Here is an 18,776-nt window from a genome sequence, read left to right as displayed (position 1 = left end):
GAGAGGGCCCGCCCCTCGGCCTGTGCACGGTAGGAATCCGGACAACCACGGAGAGCCATCCCCCTACCCTGGGCTCGAGGGCCCGTGGGCTCCCGGAAGACCTCACCGGTGCCGATCCGCTGCGGGGGCCGCACAGCACCCCCGCAGCGGGGCCGAACCGCTGGCGCGAACCATGAGGTCCACGGCCCTCCCGTCTTACGGGGATGTGACGGCCGCGTGAAACGGTTTGCCGAACATGCGTAGGGTGCAGAGAAGTCATCAGGAGCACTGCGCCCGGACCTGGACCCGGAACCGGACCGGACCGGGCCCGCCGGCGGCGGACGGAACGACGAACGGAACGACGAGCGAAGGAGGGAGCCGGAGCGATGGGCGACCACAAAGAGCAGTCCCTTCGAGTGGGCGCGGCCGTACGGCGGCGGCGCCGCGCGCTGGACCTCACGCTCGCCGTCGTGGCCGAGCGCAGCGGCCTGTCGGTGCCCTTCCTGAGCCAGGTCGAGAACGACAGGGCCCGCCCCAGCAGGAGCTCCCTGGAGAAAGTCGCCGACGCCCTGCGCACCACCGCCGTGGAGCTGCTGGCGGCGGCCGACCCGGCGTGCAGCGTCGACGTCGTACGGGCCGAGGTCACCGAGGTCCCCGAGCTGGTGCCCGAACCCCGGGTGCGCTCTCTGGTGCGCGGTCATCATCAGCTGCACGCCTCGGAGTTCACCGGCGACCACGACGCGGGCCGCGAGTTCCAGCACCGCAACGACGAGCTGATGTACGTCGCCGACGGCGCGGTGGAGATAGAGGCGGAGGGCCGCGCCTACCGGCTGGCGCGCGGCGACACGATGTACCTGACCGGCGGGGTCCGCCACCGCTGGCGGGCGACCGTGCCCGACACCCGGGTGATCGTGGTCGCGGTGGCGGAGCACATCGAGGCGGTGCAGGACCGGACGCGCTGATGAGGGTCGTCTCTCTGGTGCCCTCGCTGACCGAGGCGGTCGCCGCGACGCTGCCCGGCGTCCTGGTCGGTGCCACCCGGTGGTGCGTCCGTCCGGCGGATCTGGACGTGGTCCGCGTCGGCGGCACCAAGAACCCGGACGTGGACCGGATCGTCTCCCTCGCCCCCGACCTGGTGATCGCCAACGAGGAGGAGAACCGCGCACCCGACCTCGACGCCCTGCGCGCGGCCGGCCTGGAGGTGCTGGTCACCGAGGTGCGGGACGTGCCGCAGGGCTTCCGGGAACTCGCAAGGGTCCTGGCGGCCTGCGGGGCGGCGGGCCGGCCGCGGTGGCTGGACGAGGCGGAGAGCGCCTGGTCCGCGCCGCCGGTGCGCGAAGGTGCCGAGCGCCGTACGACCGCGATCGTGCCGGTCTGGCGCCGGCCGTGGATGGTACTGGGCCGGGACACCTTCGCCGGTGACGTCCTCGCCCGCCTCGGCGTCGAGCAGCTGTACGCCCACCACGCCGAGCGCTACCCGCGCATCCCGCTTCAGGAGCTGCGGGCGGCGGCCCCGGACGTCGTCGTGCTGCCCGACGAGCCGTACCGCTTCACCGCGGGCGACGGGCCGGAGGCCTTTCCCGGGCTGCCGTGCGCGCTGGTCAGCGGGCGGCACCTGACGTGGTACGGGCCGTCGCTGGCCGAGGCTCCGCGGGTGCTGACGCGGGCGCTGCGAGCAGCGAGCCGCTGACCAGTCCGCGGGCGGTGTGCACGGCCGCGGCGGCCCAGGCGGTGACGAGGACCGCGTACAGGGCGACCGCGAGGATGTCGTACGCGACGAGGTCGGTGTGCCGGGCGAGAGCCGAGGCACCGGTCACGCAGGTGCCGACGGGGAAGGTGAAGGACCACCAGGTCATCGCGAAGCCCATGCCGCGCCGTGCGGCGCGCACCACCTGCGCGGCGGCGAAGGCGAACCACAGCAGGGCGAAGCCCATCACGGGAACGCCGTAGAGCAGCGCGAACACCGCGAAGCCGGTGTCGTACGGGGCTGGTACGACGCCCGGGGCCGTGTCGGCGAACGCGCCGACGGCGGTGGTGGACTGCCCGAGCGGGCCCAGGACCAGGAACAGCGTCGGGGTGAGCGCGAGCGGCAGCGGACCCGCGACGATCAGCCGGCCGAGGATCAGCGGCAGCAGGGCGAGCGTGGCCAGCAGACTCAGTCCGAACATCGCCACGCACGCCAGGAGCAGGGTCTCTCGCGCCTGTCCGGCCGGCAGGTGGCGCACGAGGGCGGGTCCGAGGGCCGCGGACACCATCGGCGCGACAACCGGCAGCAGCCACACCGGCGTCGTCTGCCGCGGCTCGATCCGGTGGTGCACGGCCATGAGGTACGGCACCGCCACGGCGGCCACCAGTCCGACGACGGTCCCTGCCGTGAACAGCACGGTGTTCAGGGCGAGCGCGGCGCTGGTGCCGGTCCAGTGCCGGCCGACGGACAGCGCGCCGCCGCCGACGGCCAGCAGCGCCATGGACAGACAGCCGTGGAACGGGGCGGCCGCCGCGTCCAGCAGATGGGCGCGGGCCTGGTCGCGATGGTGCCGCCAGTGCAGCACTCGGGCCGTCAGCAGGACCGCCAGCAGCGCCAGGGACAGAGCCCAGACGGCGGTGCAGGCGGTGCGCAGACCCGGGATGTGGACCGGCAGCGCGGCACCCGCCGTGCCGACCGCGGCGGTGCCCATGACCGAGCCGTACCAGTTGGGGCCGAGATGACGGAGCGCGGGGACGCGGGGCCGGGACGCGGCCGGGTCGGACGACCGGAGGGGTGACGACCGGGGGGACGACGATCGGGGGGACAGGGAATGGGCTGCGGTGACCATGACGTGAGGTTTTCGCAGGCTCAGGGCCCCCACCAGGGGGTTTGTCTCTATCGGGGCATAAGCTGGCTTTATGAGGAACGCGGGTGTGAACGCAGGGAACGGAGACGGGCGGCCGTCCGTGGCCGCGTCGCTGGCCCACCGGGTTCCGGATCTGGGCGCGCTGGAGCTGCTGCTGGCCGTGGCGCGGCTGGGCAGTCTGGGCGGGGCGGCCCGGGAGCTGGGCATCACCCAGCCGGCGGCGAGCAGCCGGATCCGCTCCATGGAGCGGCAGTTGGGGCTGGCGCTGGTGGACCGCTCGCCGCGCGGCTCACGGCTGACGGACGCGGGCGCGCTGGTGACGGACTGGGCGCGGCGGGTCGTGGAGGCGGCGGAGGCCTTCGACGCGGGCACGCAGGCCCTGCGGGACCGGCGGGACTCGCGGCTGCGCGTGGCGGCGAGCATGACGATCGCGGAGTATCTGCTGCCCGGCTGGCTGATCGCGCTGCGGGCGCACCGGCCGGACACGGCGGTCTCGCTGCTCGCCGGGAACTCGGCGATGGTGGCCGAGCGGCTGCTGGCGGGTGAGGCGGACCTCGGGTTCGTGGAGGGACTGACCGTGCCGGCCGGACTGGACTCGGTGGTGATCGCCCACGACCGGCTGATCGTGGTGACCGCCCCCGCGCACCCCTGGGCCCGCCGCCGGCGCCCGCTGGACGCGGCGGAACTCGCCTCGACCCCGCTGATCCTCCGGGAGAAGGGCTCCGGGACACGGCAGGTCCTCGACGCGGCGCTGGGCGGCCTGGCGCGCCCGCTGATCGAACTGTCCTCCACCACGGCGGTGAAGGCCTCGGCGGTGAGCGGGGCGGGACCGGCGGTCCTGAGCGAACTGGCGGTGGGCGACGAACTCTCCCTGCGCCGCCTGGTGACCATCCCGGTGGAGGGCATGGCCCTCCGCCGCGACCTGCGCGCCGTCTGGCCCACCGGCCACCGCCCGGCGGGCCCGGCCCGCGACCTGCTGTCCCTGACCCGCTCGGGAACCGGCTGAACGGGGCGGGCACACGGGGGGCTTCAGGAAGCGTTGGCCGCGTCGATCAGGTGGCGCATCACCCGGGGGTCCTCGCCCATCTCCGGGTGCCACTGGACGCCGAGCACCCAGTGGCCGGTGGGCGGCGGTTCGATGGCCTCGACGGTGCCGTCCGGGGCGTGGGCCGAGGCGATCAGGCCCTTGCCGAGGCGGTCGACGGCCTGGTGGTGGTAGGTCGGGACGGTCGTCACCTCCGGGACGGCCGCGGCGTAGCGGGTGCCGGGGACCGGTGTGACCGGGTGGTCGCCGAAGACGCCGACGACCTCGGCGTGTCCGTCCAGGTGCTGGACCAGGGTGCCGCCGAGGGCGACGTTCAGCAGCTGCATGCCCCGGCAGATGCCGAGCAGCGGCACCCGCGCGCTCAGGGCGGCCTCGATCAGGGCGAGTTCCCAGGCGTCCCGGGCGCGGGCGGGCGGGCCCGTACGGGGGTCCGGCTCGGCGCCGTAGCGCACCGGCTCGACGTCCGGGCCGCCCGCGATGACCAGTCCGTCCAGCCGGGCCACGGCCGACGCCGCCCGCTCCGGCACGTCCGGCGGCAGCATCGCGGCGAGGCCGCCCGCCCGCTGCACCAGCCGTGGATAGCCGGCCGGCAGCAGCGCCGCGTCCAGCTCCCACACGCCCCAGCGCGTCCCGGCCTCCAGGTAGGTGCTGATGCCGATCAGCGGTCGTCCTCCGGTCATACGGTCCTCCCAGGCCCGTGAGGGTGTGCTCCGCAAAGGTGTTCGGCCATACCTTTGTGGACTCCTGCGTCACGCCAGAAAGCCCCGCAGCAGCGCCGCCGTGCCCGCGCAGTGCTCGCGCGTGATCTCCCGCGCCCCGTCGGCGTCCCCCTCCAGCACCGCCTCCACCAGCGCGATGTGCTGGCGCTGCGAGTGCTCCAGGTTGCGCACCAGCAGGGGTATGCAGTCCAGGAGGTCGTTCACCGTGGCCCGGACCGCCGCGTACTGCGCGGCCAGGCTCGGCGAGCCGCACAGTTCGGCGAGCGTCAGGTGCAGCAGCGTGTCCAGCCGCCGGTAGTCCGCCAGCGGCGCGTCGTACGTGCGCTCCAGCGCCTCGCGCAGCCGCTCCGCCCGCTCCCCGGCCAGCCCCTGCGCCGCGCACAGCCCCGCCGCGCCGACCTCCAGCACCTCGCGGAAGCGCAGCACGTCCTCGATGTCGACACCGGCGACCCGGCGCCGCAGTTCGTCGCCGCCGCCCGCGTCCGTGCGGGGCAGCACGAACGTGCCGCCGTAGCGCCCGCGCCGCGCCTGGACCAGCCCCTGGTCCTGGAGCACCTTCAGCACCTCGCGCAGCGTCACCCGGCTGATCCCCAGCCGCTCCGCCAGCTCCCGCTCCGCGGGCAGCCGCCCGCCGGCCGGCACCAGGCCGAGCCGCACCACCTGAAGCACCTGCTCCAGGGCCTCCTCGAAACCGTTGCCCGCCCGCACCGGCCGCAGCACCGCCGTGAGCCGGTCGCCCGGCCCTTCCGCGCCCGTGTCCCGCGCCATCCGGTCGCGCCCCCTTCCCAGGCAATGGTTCCCGGCAATACCTTATGGCTCCCGGCGCCGGTCGATGAAGCCTTAAGGAGGCTCGCCCGTGGCAGACCGCACACCCCCGCTCGCCGTGGAGGAACTGCACGCCCTGGTCGGATGCGGAGAGATCGACACGGTGGTCCTGGCCTTCCCCGACATGCAGGGGCGGCTCCAGGGCAAGCGGTTCGCCGCCCGGTTCTTCCTCGACGAGGTCCTCCGCCACGGCACCGAGGGCTGCAACTACCTCCTCGCCGTCGACACCGACATGAACACCGTCGACGGCTACGCCATGTCCTCCTGGGACCGCGGCTACGGCGACTTCGCCATGCGCCCGGACCTGTCCACACTGCGCCGCATCCCCTGGCACCCGGGCACCGCCCTGGTGGTCGCCGACCTCGCCTGGAACGACGGCTCCCCGGTCGCCGCCGCGCCCCGCCAGATCCTGCGCCGCCAGCTGGACCGCCTCGCCGAACACGGCCTGACCGCCCAGGTCGGCACCGAGCTGGAGTTCATCGTCTTCAAGGACACCTACGAGCAGGCCTGGGACTCCGGCTACCGCGGGCTCACCCCGGCCAACCAGTACAACGTCGACTACTCGATCCTCGGCACCGGCCGGATCGAGCCCCTCCTGCGCCGCCTGCGCAACGACATGGCGGGCGCCGGCCTCACCGTCGAGTCCGCCAAGGGCGAGTGCAACCCCGGCCAGCACGAGATCGCCTTCCGCTACGACGAGGCCCTCGTCACCTGCGACCAGCACGCGATCTACAAGACCGGCGCCAAGGAGATCGCCGCCCAGGAGGGCGTCTCCCTCACCTTCATGGCCAAGTACAACGAACGCGAGGGCAACTCCTGCCACATCCACCTCTCCCTCGCCGACGCCGACGGCACCAACGCCATGGCGGCACGCGGCGGGGACGGCATGTCCGACCTCATGCGGCACTTCCTCGCCGGACAGCTCGCCGCGCTGCGGGACTTCTCCCTCCTCTACGCCCCGAACATCAACTCCTACAAGCGGTTCCAGCCGGGTTCGTTCGCCCCGACCGCCGTCGCCTGGGGCCACGACAACCGCACCTGCGCCCTCCGTGTCGTCGGCCACGGCCGCTCCCTGCGCTTCGAGAACCGCCTGCCCGGCGGCGACGTCAACCCCCACCTGGCGGTCGCCGCACTGGTGGCGGCGGGCCTGCACGGCCTGGAGCAGAAGCTGCCCCTGCCCGAGCCCTGCCCGGGCAACGCCTACGCCGCCGACTACGAGCACGTTCCCACCACCCTGCGCGAGGCCGCCGAGCTGTGGGAGAACAGCCCCCTGGCCAAGGCCGCCTTCGGCGACGAGGTGGTCGCGCACTACCGCAACATGGCCCGCGTCGAGCTGGACGCCTTCGACGCCGCCGTCACCGACTGGGAGCTGCGCCGCTCCTTCGAACGCATGTGAGCCGTTTCTCCGACCGCGCGTGAGCCGTTCCCCCGAACGCATGTGAGGCCTCCTTGCCCGACCAGGACCAGTCCCACGAACTCCAGGTACTCGACCCGGCCACCGAAGAGGTGGTCGCCACCGTCCCCGCCGCCGACGCGGGCGACGTCCACCGCGCCGTCGAACGCGCCGTGGCCGCCCAGCGCGCCTGGGCCACCACCGCCCCCGCCGACCGGGCACGGCTGCTGCGCCGCTTCGCCGACGTCGTCGACGCCCACCTCGAGGAGCTGGCCCACCTCGAGGTCCGCGAGGCCGGGCACCTCCTCGGCAACGCCCGCTGGGAGGCCGGCAACGCCCGCGACCTGCTGCTGTACGCGGCCGGCGGCGCCGAACGCCTCCTCGGCCGGCAGATCCCGGTCCCCGGCGGCTGGGACGTCACCTTCCTCGAGCCCCTCGGGGTCGTCGGCGTCATCGCACCCTGGAACTTCCCGATGCCCATCGCCGGCTGGGGCTCCTTCCCGGCCCTCGCCGCCGGCAACGCGGTCGTGCTCAAGCCCGCCGAGGCCACCCCGCTCACCGCGCTCCGGCTGGCCGAACTGGCCCTGGAGGCGGGCCTGCCCGAACACCTCTTCCAGGTCCTGCCCGGTCACGGCCACACCGCCGGACGCGCCCTCGTCGACCACCCCGACGTGGCGAAGATCGTGTTCACCGGCTCCACCCGGACCGGCCGCGAGGTCATGGAACGCTGCGCCCGGCACACCAAGCCCGTCACCCTCGAACTCGGCGGCAAGAGCCCCAACGTCGTCTTCGCCGACGCCGACCTCAAGGCAGCCGTCGACCCGTTCTCCTTCCTCGACAACTCCGGCCAGGACTGCTGCGCCCGCACCAGGATCCTGGTCCAGGAGCCGGTGTACGACGAGGTCCGCGAGCTTCTCGCGAAGGCGCTGGCCGCCGTGGTCGTGGGCGACCCGGCCGACGAGCGGACCCAGATGGGACCGCTGATCTCCCGCCGGCAACTCGACCGCGTACGGTCCTACGTCCCCGAGGGCGCCCCCGCCCTGCGCGGCAGCGCACCCGACGGGCCGGGCTTCTGGTTCCCGCCGACCGTCCTCACCGGGGAGCGGCACGACTCGGACGCGGCCCGCGAGGAGATCTTCGGCCCGGTCGCCGTCCTGCTGCCCTTCACCGACGAACAGGACGCGATCCGCCTCGCCAACGACACCCCGTACGGGCTCTCCGGCTCCATCTGGACCCGGGACGTCGGCCGCGCCCTGCGCGTCTCCCAGGCGGTGCGGGCCGGCAACCTGTCCGTCAACTCGCACTCCAGCGTCCGCTACTGGACCCCGTTCGGCGGCTTCAAGCAGTCCGGCGTGGGCCGCGAACTCGGCCCGGACGCGCTGACCGCCTTCACCGAGACCAAGAACGTCTTCATCAGCACGGAGGGCCCGGCACAGTGAGCGCAACCATTCCCGACCCCGAGGCCGTCGTCTGCCGCCGCCTGGTCGGCCGTACCGCCGTCGTCACCGGAGCCGGCAGCGGCATCGGCCTCGCCTCCGCGCGCCGGCTCGCCTCCGAGGGCGCGCACGTCGTCTGCGGCGACGTCGACGAGGTCCGCGGCAAGGCCGCCGCCGAGGAGACCGGAGGGCTCTTCGTCAAGGTCGACGTCACCGATCCCGACCAGGTCGAGGCGCTGTTCCAGGCGGCGTACGACACCTATGGCAGCGTCGACGTCGCCTTCAACAACGCCGGTATCTCACCGCCCGACGACGACTCGATCCTGGAGACCGGACTGGAGGCGTGGAAGCGGGTCCAGGAGGTCAACCTCACCTCCGTCTACCTGTGTTGCAAGGCCGCCCTGCCCTACATGCGGCGCCGGCGCCGGGGCTCCATCATCAACACCGCCTCGTTCGTGGCCCGGATGGGCGCGGCCACCTCGCAGATCTCGTACACCGCGTCCAAGGGCGGCGTGCTGGCCATGTCCCGGGAACTGGGCGTCCAGTTCGCCCGGGAGGGCATCAGGGTCAACGCCCTGTGCCCCGGACCGGTCGACACCCCGCTCCTGCGGGAGCTGTTCGCCAAGGACCCGGAGCGGGCCGCGCGCCGGCTCGTGCACATCCCCCTGGGGCGGTTCGCCCGGGCCGAGGAGATCGCCGCCGCCGTCGCCTTCCTCGCCAGCGACGACTCCTCCTTCGTCAACGCCACCGACTTCCTGGTGGACGGGGGCATCTCGGGGGCGTACGTCACTCCTCTGTAGGCCCCTGTGGCCGGGCCGGGGCGGGTCCTCCTACAGTTCCGGGGTGAGCATGACACCCCCGCCCGGCTGGTACCGCGATCCGTCGGCCCCGCATCTGGAGCGCTGGTGGGACGGAACGGCCTGGACCGACCACCGGCGCGCCCCCGAGGCGCACCAGCCCCAGCCCTCGCCGGCGCCCGCACCCCCGCCGCCCGTCGGCGGGGGCCCGACCCGGGCCAAGGCGGTGGCCCTGACCACCGCCGGGGCCGTCCTGGTCGCCGCGATCGTCACGGGAGCGGTCGTGCTCGGCCGCGACGACGGCGGTGGCACCGGCGCGCGGACGGCGCCCTCGAACGCCTCCGCCACGGCGGCCGGCCCCGCCACCGCCGCGACCTCCCCGTCACCGTCGTCCGCTTCCCCGTCGGCGACCGCCACCGGCGACCCGTCCGTCGTCGTCGACCAGCTCAACGGCATCACGCTGCCGGTGCCCGACGGCTGGGAGAAGCCGCAGTACGTCGCGGACAACAACGTCGTCATGACCACGCACGGCACCTACGACTGCCCGACCCACACCGGCCTGTGCCGGCACGGCCTGGTCCTGACACTGACGGCGACCGCGACCGACGCGACCTCGCCCAAGGCCCTGGCGGAGCAGGACATCGAGAACGCGGCCGACCTGGCGTACGACGAGAACGCGGCCGGACAGCGCCTCTACGGGGGCATCACCTCCCACCAGGCCGTCGCCTCCGGTCAGATCGCGGTCGCGGGCCGCGCCGGGTACTTCGTGCGCTGGCGGGTCAGGACCGCCCAGGGCTCCGGCGGCTACGTCCAGTCGCTGGTCTTCCCGTCCAGCGTGGGCAGCGAGGCGCCGGTCGTCGTCCGCTTCGTCTTCGACGCGGGCGCGGACGGGCCGCCCCTGTCCGACATCGACAGGATCACCAAGGGCATACGGCCCCTCGGCGACGCCGGCACGAGCGGGGGCGTCGGCAGCAGCATCGGCCCGTCCGGCTGAACCGGAGGGCCGGCCGGCCGGCGGGGGCGCTCACAGGAACGTGAGGCCCTCGCCCCGGTACGTCGGCACGGTCGCCGTCACCCGGTCGCCCTCCACCAGGTGCAGCGTGTCGAACCGCTCGCACAGCTCGCCCGCCTTGGCGTGCCGGAACCACACCTTGTCGCCGATCAGCAGGTCGTCGGCGGGCGACCCGAGCAGCGGGGTCTGCACCTCGCCGGGGCCCTCCTGGGGGTCGTAGCGCAGCCCCTCCGGCAGATACGGCACCGGCAGCCGGTCCGCACCGGCCGCTCCCGAGGCCGGGTAGCCGCCGCCGAGCACCGTGACGACCCCCACCCCGGGGCGGCGCACGACCGGCTGGGCGAAGAGCGCCGCCGGACGGCCGCGGAAGGACGTGTAGTTGTCGAACAGGCGCGGGACGTACAGCCCCGAGCCCGCGGCGATCTCGGTGACGGCGTCCTCCGCCGCGGTGTGCTGGACACTGCCCGTGCCCCCGCCGTTGACGAACTCCAGCTCCGGCGCCACGGCCCGGACCGACCGCACCACCGCGGCCCGCCGCTCCGCCAGCTCCCGGCGCGCGGCCGCCTGCATCAGCCGGATCGCGCGCGAGCGCAGCGGCCGCCCGGCCACCGCGTCACCGACGCCCGCGACATGGCCCTCGTACGCCATGATCCCCACGAGCCGGAACCCCGGCCGCCGGGCCACCGTACGGGCCATCTCGGCGACCTGGGCGGGGGAGTGCAGCGGCGAGCGGAGTGCGCCGACGCGTATCCGTCCGCCGAGCAGCTTCAGCGAGGTGTCCAACTCCAGGCACACCCGCACGACTTCGCGTCCGCCCTCGCGCGAGGCGTCGACGAGGTCGAGCTGCGCCGGGTCGTCGATCATCACCGTGACGGCGGCGGCGAGCTTGGGATCGGCGGCCAGTTCGGCGAAGCCGGCCCGGTCGGCGGACGGATAGGCGAGCAGGACGTCCTCGAACCCGGAGCGGGCCAGCCACAGCGACTCGGCGAGGGTGAACGACATCACGCCCGCGAAGCCGTCCCTGGCGAGGACGCGTTCGAGCAGCGCCCGGCAGCGCACGGACTTGCTGGCCACCCGCACGGGCTTGCCGGCGGCGCGGCGGACGAGGTCGTCGGCGTTGGCGTCGAAGGCTTCCAGATCGACGATCGCGACGGGGGCGTCGAGATGGGCGGTGGCCCGGTCGTAACGGGCCCGGTCGGCGGCGCGCGCGGTCATGAACGAAGCCTGCCAGAGAGGATTACCACAGGGTAGGGGGACGTTCCGGGCAGATGCCCCGGGCCCGCGGACTGGTTCCCGCCCACATGGGATCAGCCCGTAAAGTGACGCGCACGTACGCCGGAACGGCGGAACGCTCCCGGCCGCGCCCTTGAGCCGGGATGGCACTTCGTTCGTACGGGTATGCGTGCCCGGTGACGACGAGTCGCCGCCGGGCGGGGCCACGAGGAAGACCGCGCCGGGGAGAACGGCCCGCGCACGAGGAAACGGGGGGTGCATGAGCACGGAAGCGCGCCACGCCCCGATCCCCCCGCGCCCCCCGAAGCCCCCACGCCCGTCCACCCCTCCCGACGGCGCCCCGCAACCGCCCGCCGAACCGCACTCCGCCGTCGTACCGGTGAGCCCACCCGAGGTGCCACGCGAGCGGCCGACGAGCGCGACGGACGGCCCCCGCGGCGGATCGGTGGTGTCCGGTGTTTCGCCGGACGGCGAGGCGGCGGGCCGGGGTGGCGAGCCGCGTTCGGCGGGGCAGGCCGCCGCGTGGAACGGGCCCGGCGAACCGGGCGCCGTACCCGGCTCCGGCCTCACGCCCCCGCGCACCGGCCGTGCCGACGGAGATGCCGGCGCCGCGGCCGCCCGGTCCCGCTTCCAGGCGTTCGAGCCTCCGGCCCGGCGCGAGGCGGCCCCGACGACACCGCCTCCGCCCGCCGCCTCCGCCCGTTTCCCCGACGCGCCGCCACGGATCGGCCGTCCGGCCGGGCCGCGCTCCGGCGGGCCGGGAGAGCCCGCTGCGGGCGAGGGCGGCGCCCGCGCCGGTCTCACCGGCCCGCCGCGCGGCTCGGAGCCGACCCGGGCGGGCCTCCCGTTCGCGCCGCGCAGCCCGGCCGCAGGGCCGTCCGCCGCCGGTTACGGCGAGGACCGGGCCCGCACCGGCGCGGCGCCGGCCTCCGGGCACGGGACGTCGGACCGGGACGTGCCCGGTGCCGTGCCGGCACAGCCGGGACACCGGCCGTCGCCGGCCGCGCCGCGGACTGCCGTACCCGCCGAGACCCCCTCGGAGACCACCGCGCGCCTGCGCCCCGTCTCCGCCCGCCGGCCCGGCGCCGCTGCCGGGCCGCCGGCCGCGCCTTCCGGCGGCGACCTCCGACGTGACTCCGCCGCCCCCGGCCCGGACGCGTTGGCCACCGGCGGCCCGCCCGCCGGTTCCCCAGCGGGCGGTTTCGCGGGGTCCACCACTGTGTCGCCGGGGCCGCGTGTGGCGCCCGACCCCGCCCTGTCGTGGGGCGCCTTCGCGGGGACCGCCGCCGTGCCCGGCGCGGCGCGGGCCCAGGTGCGGCTCGGGGAGCCCGAGGGGTACGACGAGCGGGGACGGGGGCGTGCGCTCGGCGGGCGGGTGCGGGCGCGGACCGCCGTGGCGGCGGCGTGCCTCGTGCTCGGGCTCGGACTCATCGGCGGTGCCGTGACCGGGAGTTGGCTCACCGGGGACTCCGGGGAGGGCGGCGCGGCCGGTGCGTTCGCCACGGCCGGCAGCATGTGGCACAGCATCCCCGTCGACCAGCTGTTCCCGCCCACGGTGGAGGGCCGCGGCGCCGGCCCCGGCGGGGCCGACCGCACCTGGACCCGCGTCGCCGTGGCACCCGACAGCGGCTGCGCGAACGCCTTCGACCCGCTGCTGCGCAAGGCCCTGGCCCCCGCCGGCTGCGCACGGCTGCTCCGCGCCACCTACACCGACGCCACCCAGAGCTACGTCACCACCGTGGGGCTGCTCTTCACCAAGGCCGACGCGCCCGCCATGAGATCCCTCGCCGCCCGGTTCCAGAACGAGGGCCTCGCCCGGCGCACCGACCTCATGCCCCGCCCGTACGCCGCCAAGGACACCGTCGCCGCCGCCTTCGGCGACAAGCAGCGCGCGTCCTGGACCATCTCCGTGCTGACCGAGGCCCCCGTGGTCGTCTACGCCGTCTCCGGCTGGGCCGACGGCCGCACCGTCGACTCCCCGCAGCCCGCCGCCGACGCGATGCGCTCCGGCGCCACCACGGCCCCCGCCCAGGCCGGCCTCGGCAACGAGGCCCAGGGCCTGGCCGACCGCATCGAACGCACCCTGCGCAGGAACGTCGATCCGGCCACGGACACGGAGAAACCCTCGTGAGAGCCGTCATCACCCGCAGGAGCGGCGCGCTGAGCGTCCTCCTGGCCGCCTCCCTCGCCCTCGTCCCGGCCACCGCCGCGCACGCCGACGGCATCCGCGCCCAGCAGTGGGCACTTGACGCCATGCACACCCAGCAGGCGTGGCGCGTCACCAAGGGCAAGGGCGTCACCGTCGCCGTCCTGGACACCGGCGTCGAGAGCGACCACCCCGATCTGGTCGGCAACGTCCTGCCCACCAAGGACTTCATCGGCTTCGGCGCCCGGCCCGGCGACCGCACCTGGGCCCGCCACGGCACCGCCATGGCCGGCATCATCGCCGGACACGGCCACGGGCCCGGCGACACCGACGGCGTCATGGGCATCGCCCCCGAGGCGAAGATCCTTCCCGTCCGCGTGATTCTCGAGGACGGCGACTCCGCTCGCGCCCGGGCCCGCACCACCCGCGGCAACGCCCTCGCCGACGGCATCCGCTGGGCCGCCGACCACGGCGCCGACGTCATCAACCTCTCCCTCGGCGACGACTCCGACTCCGCGCACCCGGAGCCGGCCGAGGACGAGGCCGTGCAGTACGCGCTGAGCAAGGGCACCGTCGTCGTCGCCTCGGCCGGCAACGGCGGTGACAAGGGCGACCACATCTCCTACCCGGCCGCCTACCCGGGCGTGATCGCCGCGACCGCCGTCGACCGCTACGGCACCCGCGCCGACTTCTCCACCCGCCGCTGGTACGCCGCGGTCAGCGCGCCCGGCGTCGACATCGTCATCGCCGACCCGGACCACCGGTACTACGAGGGCTGGGGCACGAGCGCGGCCTCCGCGTTCGTCTCCGGCGCCGCCGCCCTGATCAAGGCCGCCCACCCCCGTCTGACGCCCGCGCAGATCAAGAAGCTCCTGGAGGACACGGCCCGCAACGCCCCCGTCGGCGGCCGTGACGACTCCCGCGGCTTCGGCATGATCGACCCCGTGGCCGCCCTGAAGGCCGCGGACCGCCTGGAACCGCAGGGACTGCACGCGGTGGCGTACGGCGAGAGGTACTTCGGCCCCGGCCCCGACACCGCCGAGTCGGACGACACCGCCTCCGGCTGGGCCGGGCCTCTCGCCGGCAGCGTCGGCGGAGTGCTGCTGGTCGTCGCGGTCGTCCTGTGGCGCGCCCGCCGCGAAGACGCCGGAGGCGACGGCGAGGCCGGCTTCCGGCGCTAGGGGGTGTCTCGGACTTCTGGCGAAAGTCCCCTGGCAGCGGAATCAGGTCCCGCCCGCGAACACCGACACCGCCGCCCGCGCCGCCCCCTCCACCAGCGAGATGCCCTTCTCCTTCGTGGCGTTGCCCTGGGACAGGGCGGCCACCAGGTAGTCGTCGCCGTCGGCCGTCACGCGACCGATGCTGTTGACGACCCACAGCCCGGTCGTGCTGCGCGGCAGCCAGCCGTTCTTCAGGGCCCACGCGGAACCGTCCGCCGCCGCCGACACCCCCCAGCGCTGGTCCTCGGCTATCCGCCCCATCAGCCCCTGGAGGTACGTCCGCGAGGCCGTGCTCAGCTCGGAGTCCGAGTCGTCGCCGAACACCTGCTTGAGCAGGGCGAGCTGGTCGGCGGCCGTCGTCCGCGTCAGGCCCCACAGCGCGCCGTCGCCCCCGGAGGTGTCCGCCAGCCCGAAGCGGCGGTTCGCCGCGTCCAGGCCGTCCGCGCCGCCGACGATCCGCCACAGCGCCGAGGCGGAGTCGTTGTCGCTGTCCTCGATCATCGCGGTGGCGTACGTCCTCTCCTGGGCGGTCAGCCGTCGTCCCGCGTCCTGCGCCTGGAGCAGCAGGGCCGCCAGGATGTCGACCTTGACGATGCTCGCCGTGTCGAACGTGCCGTCGCCGTAGACGGCGCTCTGCCCGGAGCCGAGATCGAGCACCGCCACCGACACCGTCGCGCCGTCCTCCGGCGCCACCGACTTCATCGCCCCGGCCAGCAGCGCCGTACGGTCCGCCGCCTGGTCCGTCACGGTCTCCACCGATGCCCTCCCACTCGCCGACGCCGACGGGGACGCCGACGCCGCCGACCCTACGGCGCCCGGCCCGGCGGAGCCCCGGGCCCTCACATACGCGGTGCCCGCCGCCGTACCGCCCACGACGGTGACACAGACCAGGGCGGCGCAGAGCAGGGGCCGGCGCCGGGACGGGCGCGCGCGACGGCCATGGCGGCGACGACGGCCGCCGGCGGACGGGGACTCCATGCCCGGGATGCTTCTGGCGGTGACTGTGCGCGCCGTGAGACCGGCGTGAGACACGGGTCAGGGGACCCTGAGAAATCCGTGAAGGGTCCCGGACAGGACCGTGCCCGGCCCCGGATAGGGTCGTGGCCGTGGCGAACAAGAACATCCCCGACCCCGGTTTCTCCGACGACGACGGCTCCGCCGACCCCCGGCTGAGCGCGGCGCTCGCCGCCTGGGCCGAGGACCGCACCGCCGTGGCACCCGTCCTGGAGGCACTCAAGGGCGCCCGGCTGCTCGTCCCCGTCGTGGCCGTGCTCGGCGAGGTGGAGGAGGACGAGCGGGGGCTGCGCCGCGAGAAGACCAGCGACATGGCCGTGCCGACCCTGAAGGCCGGCGGGCGCACGGCCCTGCCCGCCTTCACCTCCACCGACTCCCTGGCCCGCTGGGACCCGGCGGCCCGCCCCGTCGCCGTACCCCTGCACCAGGCCCTTCAGGCCGCCGCGCACGAGAAGGCGGACACGGTGGTGCTGGACCTGGCCGGGCCGGTGCCGTTCGAGCTGACCGGGCCGGCGCTGCTCGCGCTCGCCGAGGGCCGCACCACGACCGACCCGCTCGCCGACCCGGCGGTGGTGGCGGCCGTACGGGAGGCGGTGGCCGCCGAGCCGGCCGTGCTCCGTGCCCACCTCGGTCCCGGTCAGGCCGACGGCACCCTCGCCCTGGTCCTCGACCCGGACGCCGCCGCGGCCCCGGCCGAGGCCGCCCGCGCCGTCGCCGAGCGGCTGGCCGCCAGCGACACGCTGAGGGCCCGCCTGGTGCGCGGTCTCGACCTGGCACTGCTGCCGGCCGGGACGACGCCGCCGGGCGAGCCCCTGTACGTGAAGGAGTGAAGGGAGCCGCCCGCCGCGCCGGGCGGCGGGGCAGGCGGGAAGCGGGTCAGCCGTAGACCGGCCCGGTGTACTTCTCGCCCGGGCCCTGGCCCGGCTCGTCCGGGACGACCGACGCCTCGCGGAACGCCAGCTGCAGCGACTTCAGGCCGTCGCGCAGCGGCGCCGCGTGGAAGGAGCTGATCTCGGTCGTGCTCGCGTCCAGCAGACCGGCGAGCGCGGTGATCAGCTTGCGGGCCTCGTCCAGGTCCTTGTACTTGTCGCCCTCCTCGGTCAGACCGAGCTTCACGGCGGCGGCGCTCATCAGGTTGACGGCGACCGTCACGATCACCTCGACGGCGGGGACCTCGGCGATGTCCCGGGTCATCGCGTCGAAGTCGGGGGTCTCAGGAGGGGTCTCACTCATGCCCCACACGATAGGCGGTTCCGGATTACGGTTTCTCGATTAGTCCTTGTCAAGCGATCCTGCTAATCTGGTTTCCGACCGGCCGGACACGTACGTGCTCGGCCCACAAGTGGAGGCTCCGATCTCCCACCTGACCGTCCTCCGGGACGGCGGGTCATCCGGTCAGGCGGCCACCATCGTTCCGTACGGACGATGGAGTCGCCCGAAAGCGCGCCCCGCGAACATCGCGGCGGTGCTCCGGTTGTGCTTGGAGCCCCGCCTGTGATCGTCCGGGGCATTTTTGTTGCTTCGGCGCGGTTAGGTCTTACGAACACAGACGTACGCGGCTGTCCGCCAGACCGCCGCGTGGTGCTACCGAGGAGGATCCATCAGCGCCGAGCCCCGCATCAACGACCGGATTCGCGTTCCCGAGGTGCGACTTGTCGGTCCCAGTGGCGAGCAGGTCGGCATCGTGCCGCTCGCGAAGGCACTGGAGCTTGCCCAGGAGTACGACCTGGACCTGGTCGAGGTCGCGGCGAACGCCCGTCCGCCCGTGTGCAAGCTCATGGACTACGGGAAGTTCAAGTACGAGTCGGCCATGAAGGCCCGTGAGGCGCGCAAGAACCAGGCGCACACGGTCATCAAGGAGATGAAGCTCCGGCCGAAGATCGACCCGCACGACTACGACACCAAGAAGGGTCACGTCGTCCGGTTCCTCAAGCAGGGCGACAAGGTCAAGATCACGATCATGTTCCGTGGTCGCGAGCAGTCCCGGCCCGAGCTGGGCTACCGGCTGCTGCAGCGGCTCGCGGAGGACGTCCAGGACCTCGGCTTCGTGGAGTCGAACCCGAAGCAGGACGGCCGCAACATGATCATGGTTCTCGGTCCGCACAAGAAGAAGACCGAGGCGATGGCCGAGGCCCGCCAGGCGCAGGAGGCCCGCAAGGCCGAAGCGAAGGCCAACCCCGGCCGCTCGCAGAACGCCGCGGACGTCGAGGCGTCGGCCGAGGAGCCCGCCGAGGCGTGACCCCCGGGACCCGCGTCCCAGGATGTAACCGAAAACATTGAGAGCGACGCTCCACCGTGCCCGGTTTTCGTGACCGGGCACCGGAGCGCCACCGACGAGGAGAGAACGGCGCTATGCCGAAGAACAAGTCGCACAGCGGTGCCAGCAAGCGCTTCAAGGTCACCGGCTCCGGCAAGGTGCTCCGTGAGCGCGCCGGCAAGCGCCACCTGCTCGAGCACAAGTCGTCCCGTCTGACGCGTCGCCTCACCGGCAACGCCGAAATGGCCCCGGGCGACGCCAAGAAGATCAAGAAGCTTCTCGGCAAGTGACGCGGCGGCGCCCGATCCGCTGAGCCCCGCGCACAGCTGACCTTCCGCGCCGTACGTCGGGACCGGGACCCATTCGTTTCCGGGTCGTGTGAGGACAACCACGACCCCGCTACAAGGAGTTAATCAAGTGGCACGCGTCAAGCGGGCAGTCAACGCCCACAAGAAGCGCCGGGCGATCCTCGAGCAGGCCTCCGGCTACCGCGGTCAGCGCTCGCGTCTGTACCGCAAGGCCAAGGAGCAGGTCACCCACTCGCTGGTCTACAACTACAACGACCGCAAGAAGCGCAAGGGTGACTTCCGGCAGCTGTGGATCCAGCGCATCAACGCCGCCGCTCGCGCCAACGGCATCACCTACAACCGCTTCATCCAGGGTCTGAAGGCCGCCAACGTCGAGGTGGACCGCAAGATCCTGGCCGAGCTGGCCGTGAACGACGCGAACGCGTTCGCCGCGCTCGTCGAGGTCGCCCAGAAGGCCCTGCCGAGCGACGTCAACGCGCCGAAGGCGGCGTGACGCTGCGCCGGCTTTAGGCCGACGTGACGTACGGACCCGTGGGCTTTGTGCCTGCGGGTCCGTTT

The 18,776-nt window shown here is 74.0% G+C and carries 19 protein-coding genes; 13 read left to right on the top strand and 6 right to left on the bottom strand.

All coding sequences use genetic code 11. The annotated features are described in order from the left end of the window. The first annotated feature begins 365 nt into the window (after nt 1-365). A complete protein-coding gene (locus IE318_RS08340) occupies nt 366-941 on the top strand; it encodes a helix-turn-helix domain-containing protein (protein WP_030179540.1) in 576 nt (191 codons plus the stop codon). Beyond that, a complete protein-coding gene (locus IE318_RS08335; RefSeq protein ID WP_189898126.1) occupies nt 941-1,669 on the top strand; it encodes a helical backbone metal receptor in 729 nt (242 codons plus the stop codon). The genes IE318_RS08340 and IE318_RS08335 overlap by 1 nt, the downstream gene beginning before the upstream one ends. Here the strand turns inward: IE318_RS08335 and IE318_RS08330 are convergent. Further along, nucleotides 1,581-2,795, bottom strand: coding sequence for a TDT family transporter (locus IE318_RS08330; RefSeq protein ID WP_189898124.1), 1,215 nt, complete (start codon nt 2,793-2,795; stop codon nt 1,581-1,583). The two genes, IE318_RS08335 and IE318_RS08330, sit on opposite strands and share 89 nt — an antisense overlap. Before the next feature lie 85 nt (nt 2,796-2,880). Here IE318_RS08330 and IE318_RS08325 point away from each other — a divergent pair, with 85 nt between their 5' ends. After that, a complete protein-coding gene (locus IE318_RS08325; protein ID WP_229903400.1) occupies nt 2,881-3,819 on the top strand; it encodes a LysR family transcriptional regulator in 939 nt (312 codons plus the stop codon). Between the two features lie 23 nt (nt 3,820-3,842). Here the strand turns inward: IE318_RS08325 and IE318_RS08320 are convergent, their stop codons facing one another. Together IE318_RS08320 and IE318_RS08315 are read right to left on the bottom strand one after the other, a co-directional pair. Then, complete coding sequence (locus IE318_RS08320; protein ID WP_189898119.1) at nt 3,843-4,538, bottom strand: gamma-glutamyl-gamma-aminobutyrate hydrolase family protein; 696 nt, start codon at nt 4,536-4,538, stop codon at nt 3,843-3,845. Nucleotides 4,539-4,607: 69 nt separating this feature from the next. Then, nucleotides 4,608-5,345: a FadR/GntR family transcriptional regulator gene (locus IE318_RS08315; protein ID WP_030179527.1), complete on the bottom strand. Its 738-nt coding sequence runs from the start codon at nt 5,343-5,345 to the stop codon at nt 4,608-4,610. An 88-nt stretch (nt 5,346-5,433) separates the two neighbouring features. Between IE318_RS08315 and IE318_RS08310 the strand changes: the two genes are divergently transcribed. The 4 genes from IE318_RS08310 to IE318_RS08295 are packed head-to-tail and all read left to right on the top strand — an operon-like array spanning nt 5,434 to nt 10,022. Further along, complete coding sequence (locus tag IE318_RS08310; RefSeq protein WP_189898117.1) at nt 5,434-6,798, top strand: glutamine synthetase family protein; 1,365 nt, start codon at nt 5,434-5,436, stop codon at nt 6,796-6,798. A 53-nt stretch (nt 6,799-6,851) separates the two neighbouring features. Continuing rightward, entirely contained in the window at nt 6,852-8,234 is a 1,383-nt protein-coding gene (locus IE318_RS08305; RefSeq protein ID WP_189898115.1) for an aldehyde dehydrogenase family protein, read from the top strand. Next, nucleotides 8,231-9,031: a 3-oxoacyl-ACP reductase gene (locus tag IE318_RS08300; protein WP_030179519.1), complete on the top strand. Its 801-nt coding sequence runs from the start codon at nt 8,231-8,233 to the stop codon at nt 9,029-9,031. The genes IE318_RS08305 and IE318_RS08300 overlap by 4 nt, the downstream gene beginning before the upstream one ends. A 49-nt stretch (nt 9,032-9,080) precedes the next feature. Continuing rightward, complete coding sequence (locus IE318_RS08295; protein WP_189898187.1) at nt 9,081-10,022, top strand: DUF2510 domain-containing protein; 942 nt, start codon at nt 9,081-9,083, stop codon at nt 10,020-10,022. A 30-nt stretch (nt 10,023-10,052) separates the two neighbouring features. Here IE318_RS08295 and IE318_RS08290 read toward each other — a convergent pair whose 3' ends face one another. After that, nucleotides 10,053-11,255: an amino acid deaminase/aldolase gene (locus IE318_RS08290; protein WP_189898113.1), complete on the bottom strand. Its 1,203-nt coding sequence runs from the start codon at nt 11,253-11,255 to the stop codon at nt 10,053-10,055. A gap of 277 nt (nt 11,256-11,532) precedes the next feature. On the opposite strand from IE318_RS08290, the gene IE318_RS44780 reads away from it, so the two are divergent. Together IE318_RS44780 and mycP are read left to right on the top strand one after the other, a co-directional pair. Beyond that, nucleotides 11,533-13,404 carry a hypothetical protein gene (locus IE318_RS44780; RefSeq protein ID WP_229903399.1) on the top strand — a complete coding sequence of 624 codons (1,872 nt, stop codon included), beginning with the start codon at nt 11,533-11,535 and terminating at the stop codon, nt 13,402-13,404. After that, nucleotides 13,401-14,600 (top strand): type VII secretion-associated serine protease mycosin, encoded by a 1,200-nt coding sequence (mycP, locus tag IE318_RS08280; RefSeq protein WP_189898111.1) that lies wholly within the window; start codon nt 13,401-13,403, stop codon nt 14,598-14,600. The genes IE318_RS44780 and mycP overlap by 4 nt, the downstream gene beginning before the upstream one ends. A gap of 42 nt (nt 14,601-14,642) precedes the next feature. Here mycP and IE318_RS08275 read toward each other — a convergent pair whose 3' ends face one another. Beyond that, entirely contained in the window at nt 14,643-15,617 is a 975-nt protein-coding gene (locus IE318_RS08275) for a serine hydrolase (protein ID WP_189898108.1), read from the bottom strand. 128 nt (nt 15,618-15,745) lie between these two features. On the opposite strand from IE318_RS08275, the gene IE318_RS08270 reads away from it, so the two are divergent. Further along, a complete protein-coding gene (locus IE318_RS08270) occupies nt 15,746-16,483 on the top strand; it encodes an SseB family protein (protein WP_189898106.1) in 738 nt (245 codons plus the stop codon). A gap of 46 nt (nt 16,484-16,529) precedes the next feature. On the opposite strand, the gene IE318_RS08265 is transcribed toward IE318_RS08270, so the two are convergent. Next, the gene (locus IE318_RS08265) at nt 16,530-16,886 is read right to left on the bottom strand and encodes a DUF1844 domain-containing protein (protein WP_030182949.1); all 357 of its coding nucleotides are present in this window, start codon (nt 16,884-16,886) and stop codon (nt 16,530-16,532) included. Nucleotides 16,887-17,253: 367 nt separating this feature from the next. Between IE318_RS08265 and infC the strand changes: the two genes are divergently transcribed. The 3 genes from infC to rplT all read left to right on the top strand — a co-directional run bounded on the left by infC (nt 17,254) and on the right by rplT (nt 18,711). Further along, a complete protein-coding gene (gene infC / locus IE318_RS08260; protein ID WP_078917512.1) occupies nt 17,254-17,892 on the top strand; it encodes a translation initiation factor IF-3 in 639 nt (212 codons plus the stop codon). A gap of 113 nt (nt 17,893-18,005) precedes the next feature. Continuing rightward, nucleotides 18,006-18,200, top strand: a complete 195-nt coding sequence (rpmI, locus tag IE318_RS08255) for a 50S ribosomal protein L35 (RefSeq protein WP_007829094.1) — start codon at nt 18,006-18,008, stop codon at nt 18,198-18,200. A gap of 127 nt (nt 18,201-18,327) precedes the next feature. Next, nucleotides 18,328-18,711, top strand: coding sequence for a 50S ribosomal protein L20 (gene rplT, locus IE318_RS08250; RefSeq protein WP_006141703.1), 384 nt, complete (start codon nt 18,328-18,330; stop codon nt 18,709-18,711). Nucleotides 18,712-18,776: the final 65 nt, after the last annotated feature.

Origin of the sequence: Streptomyces spiralis (assembly GCF_014654675.1) — a bacterium.
GTDB lineage: Bacteria > Actinomycetota > Actinomycetes > Streptomycetales > Streptomycetaceae > Streptomyces > Streptomyces spiralis.
This window is presented reverse-complemented; position numbering and strand designations above follow the sequence as displayed.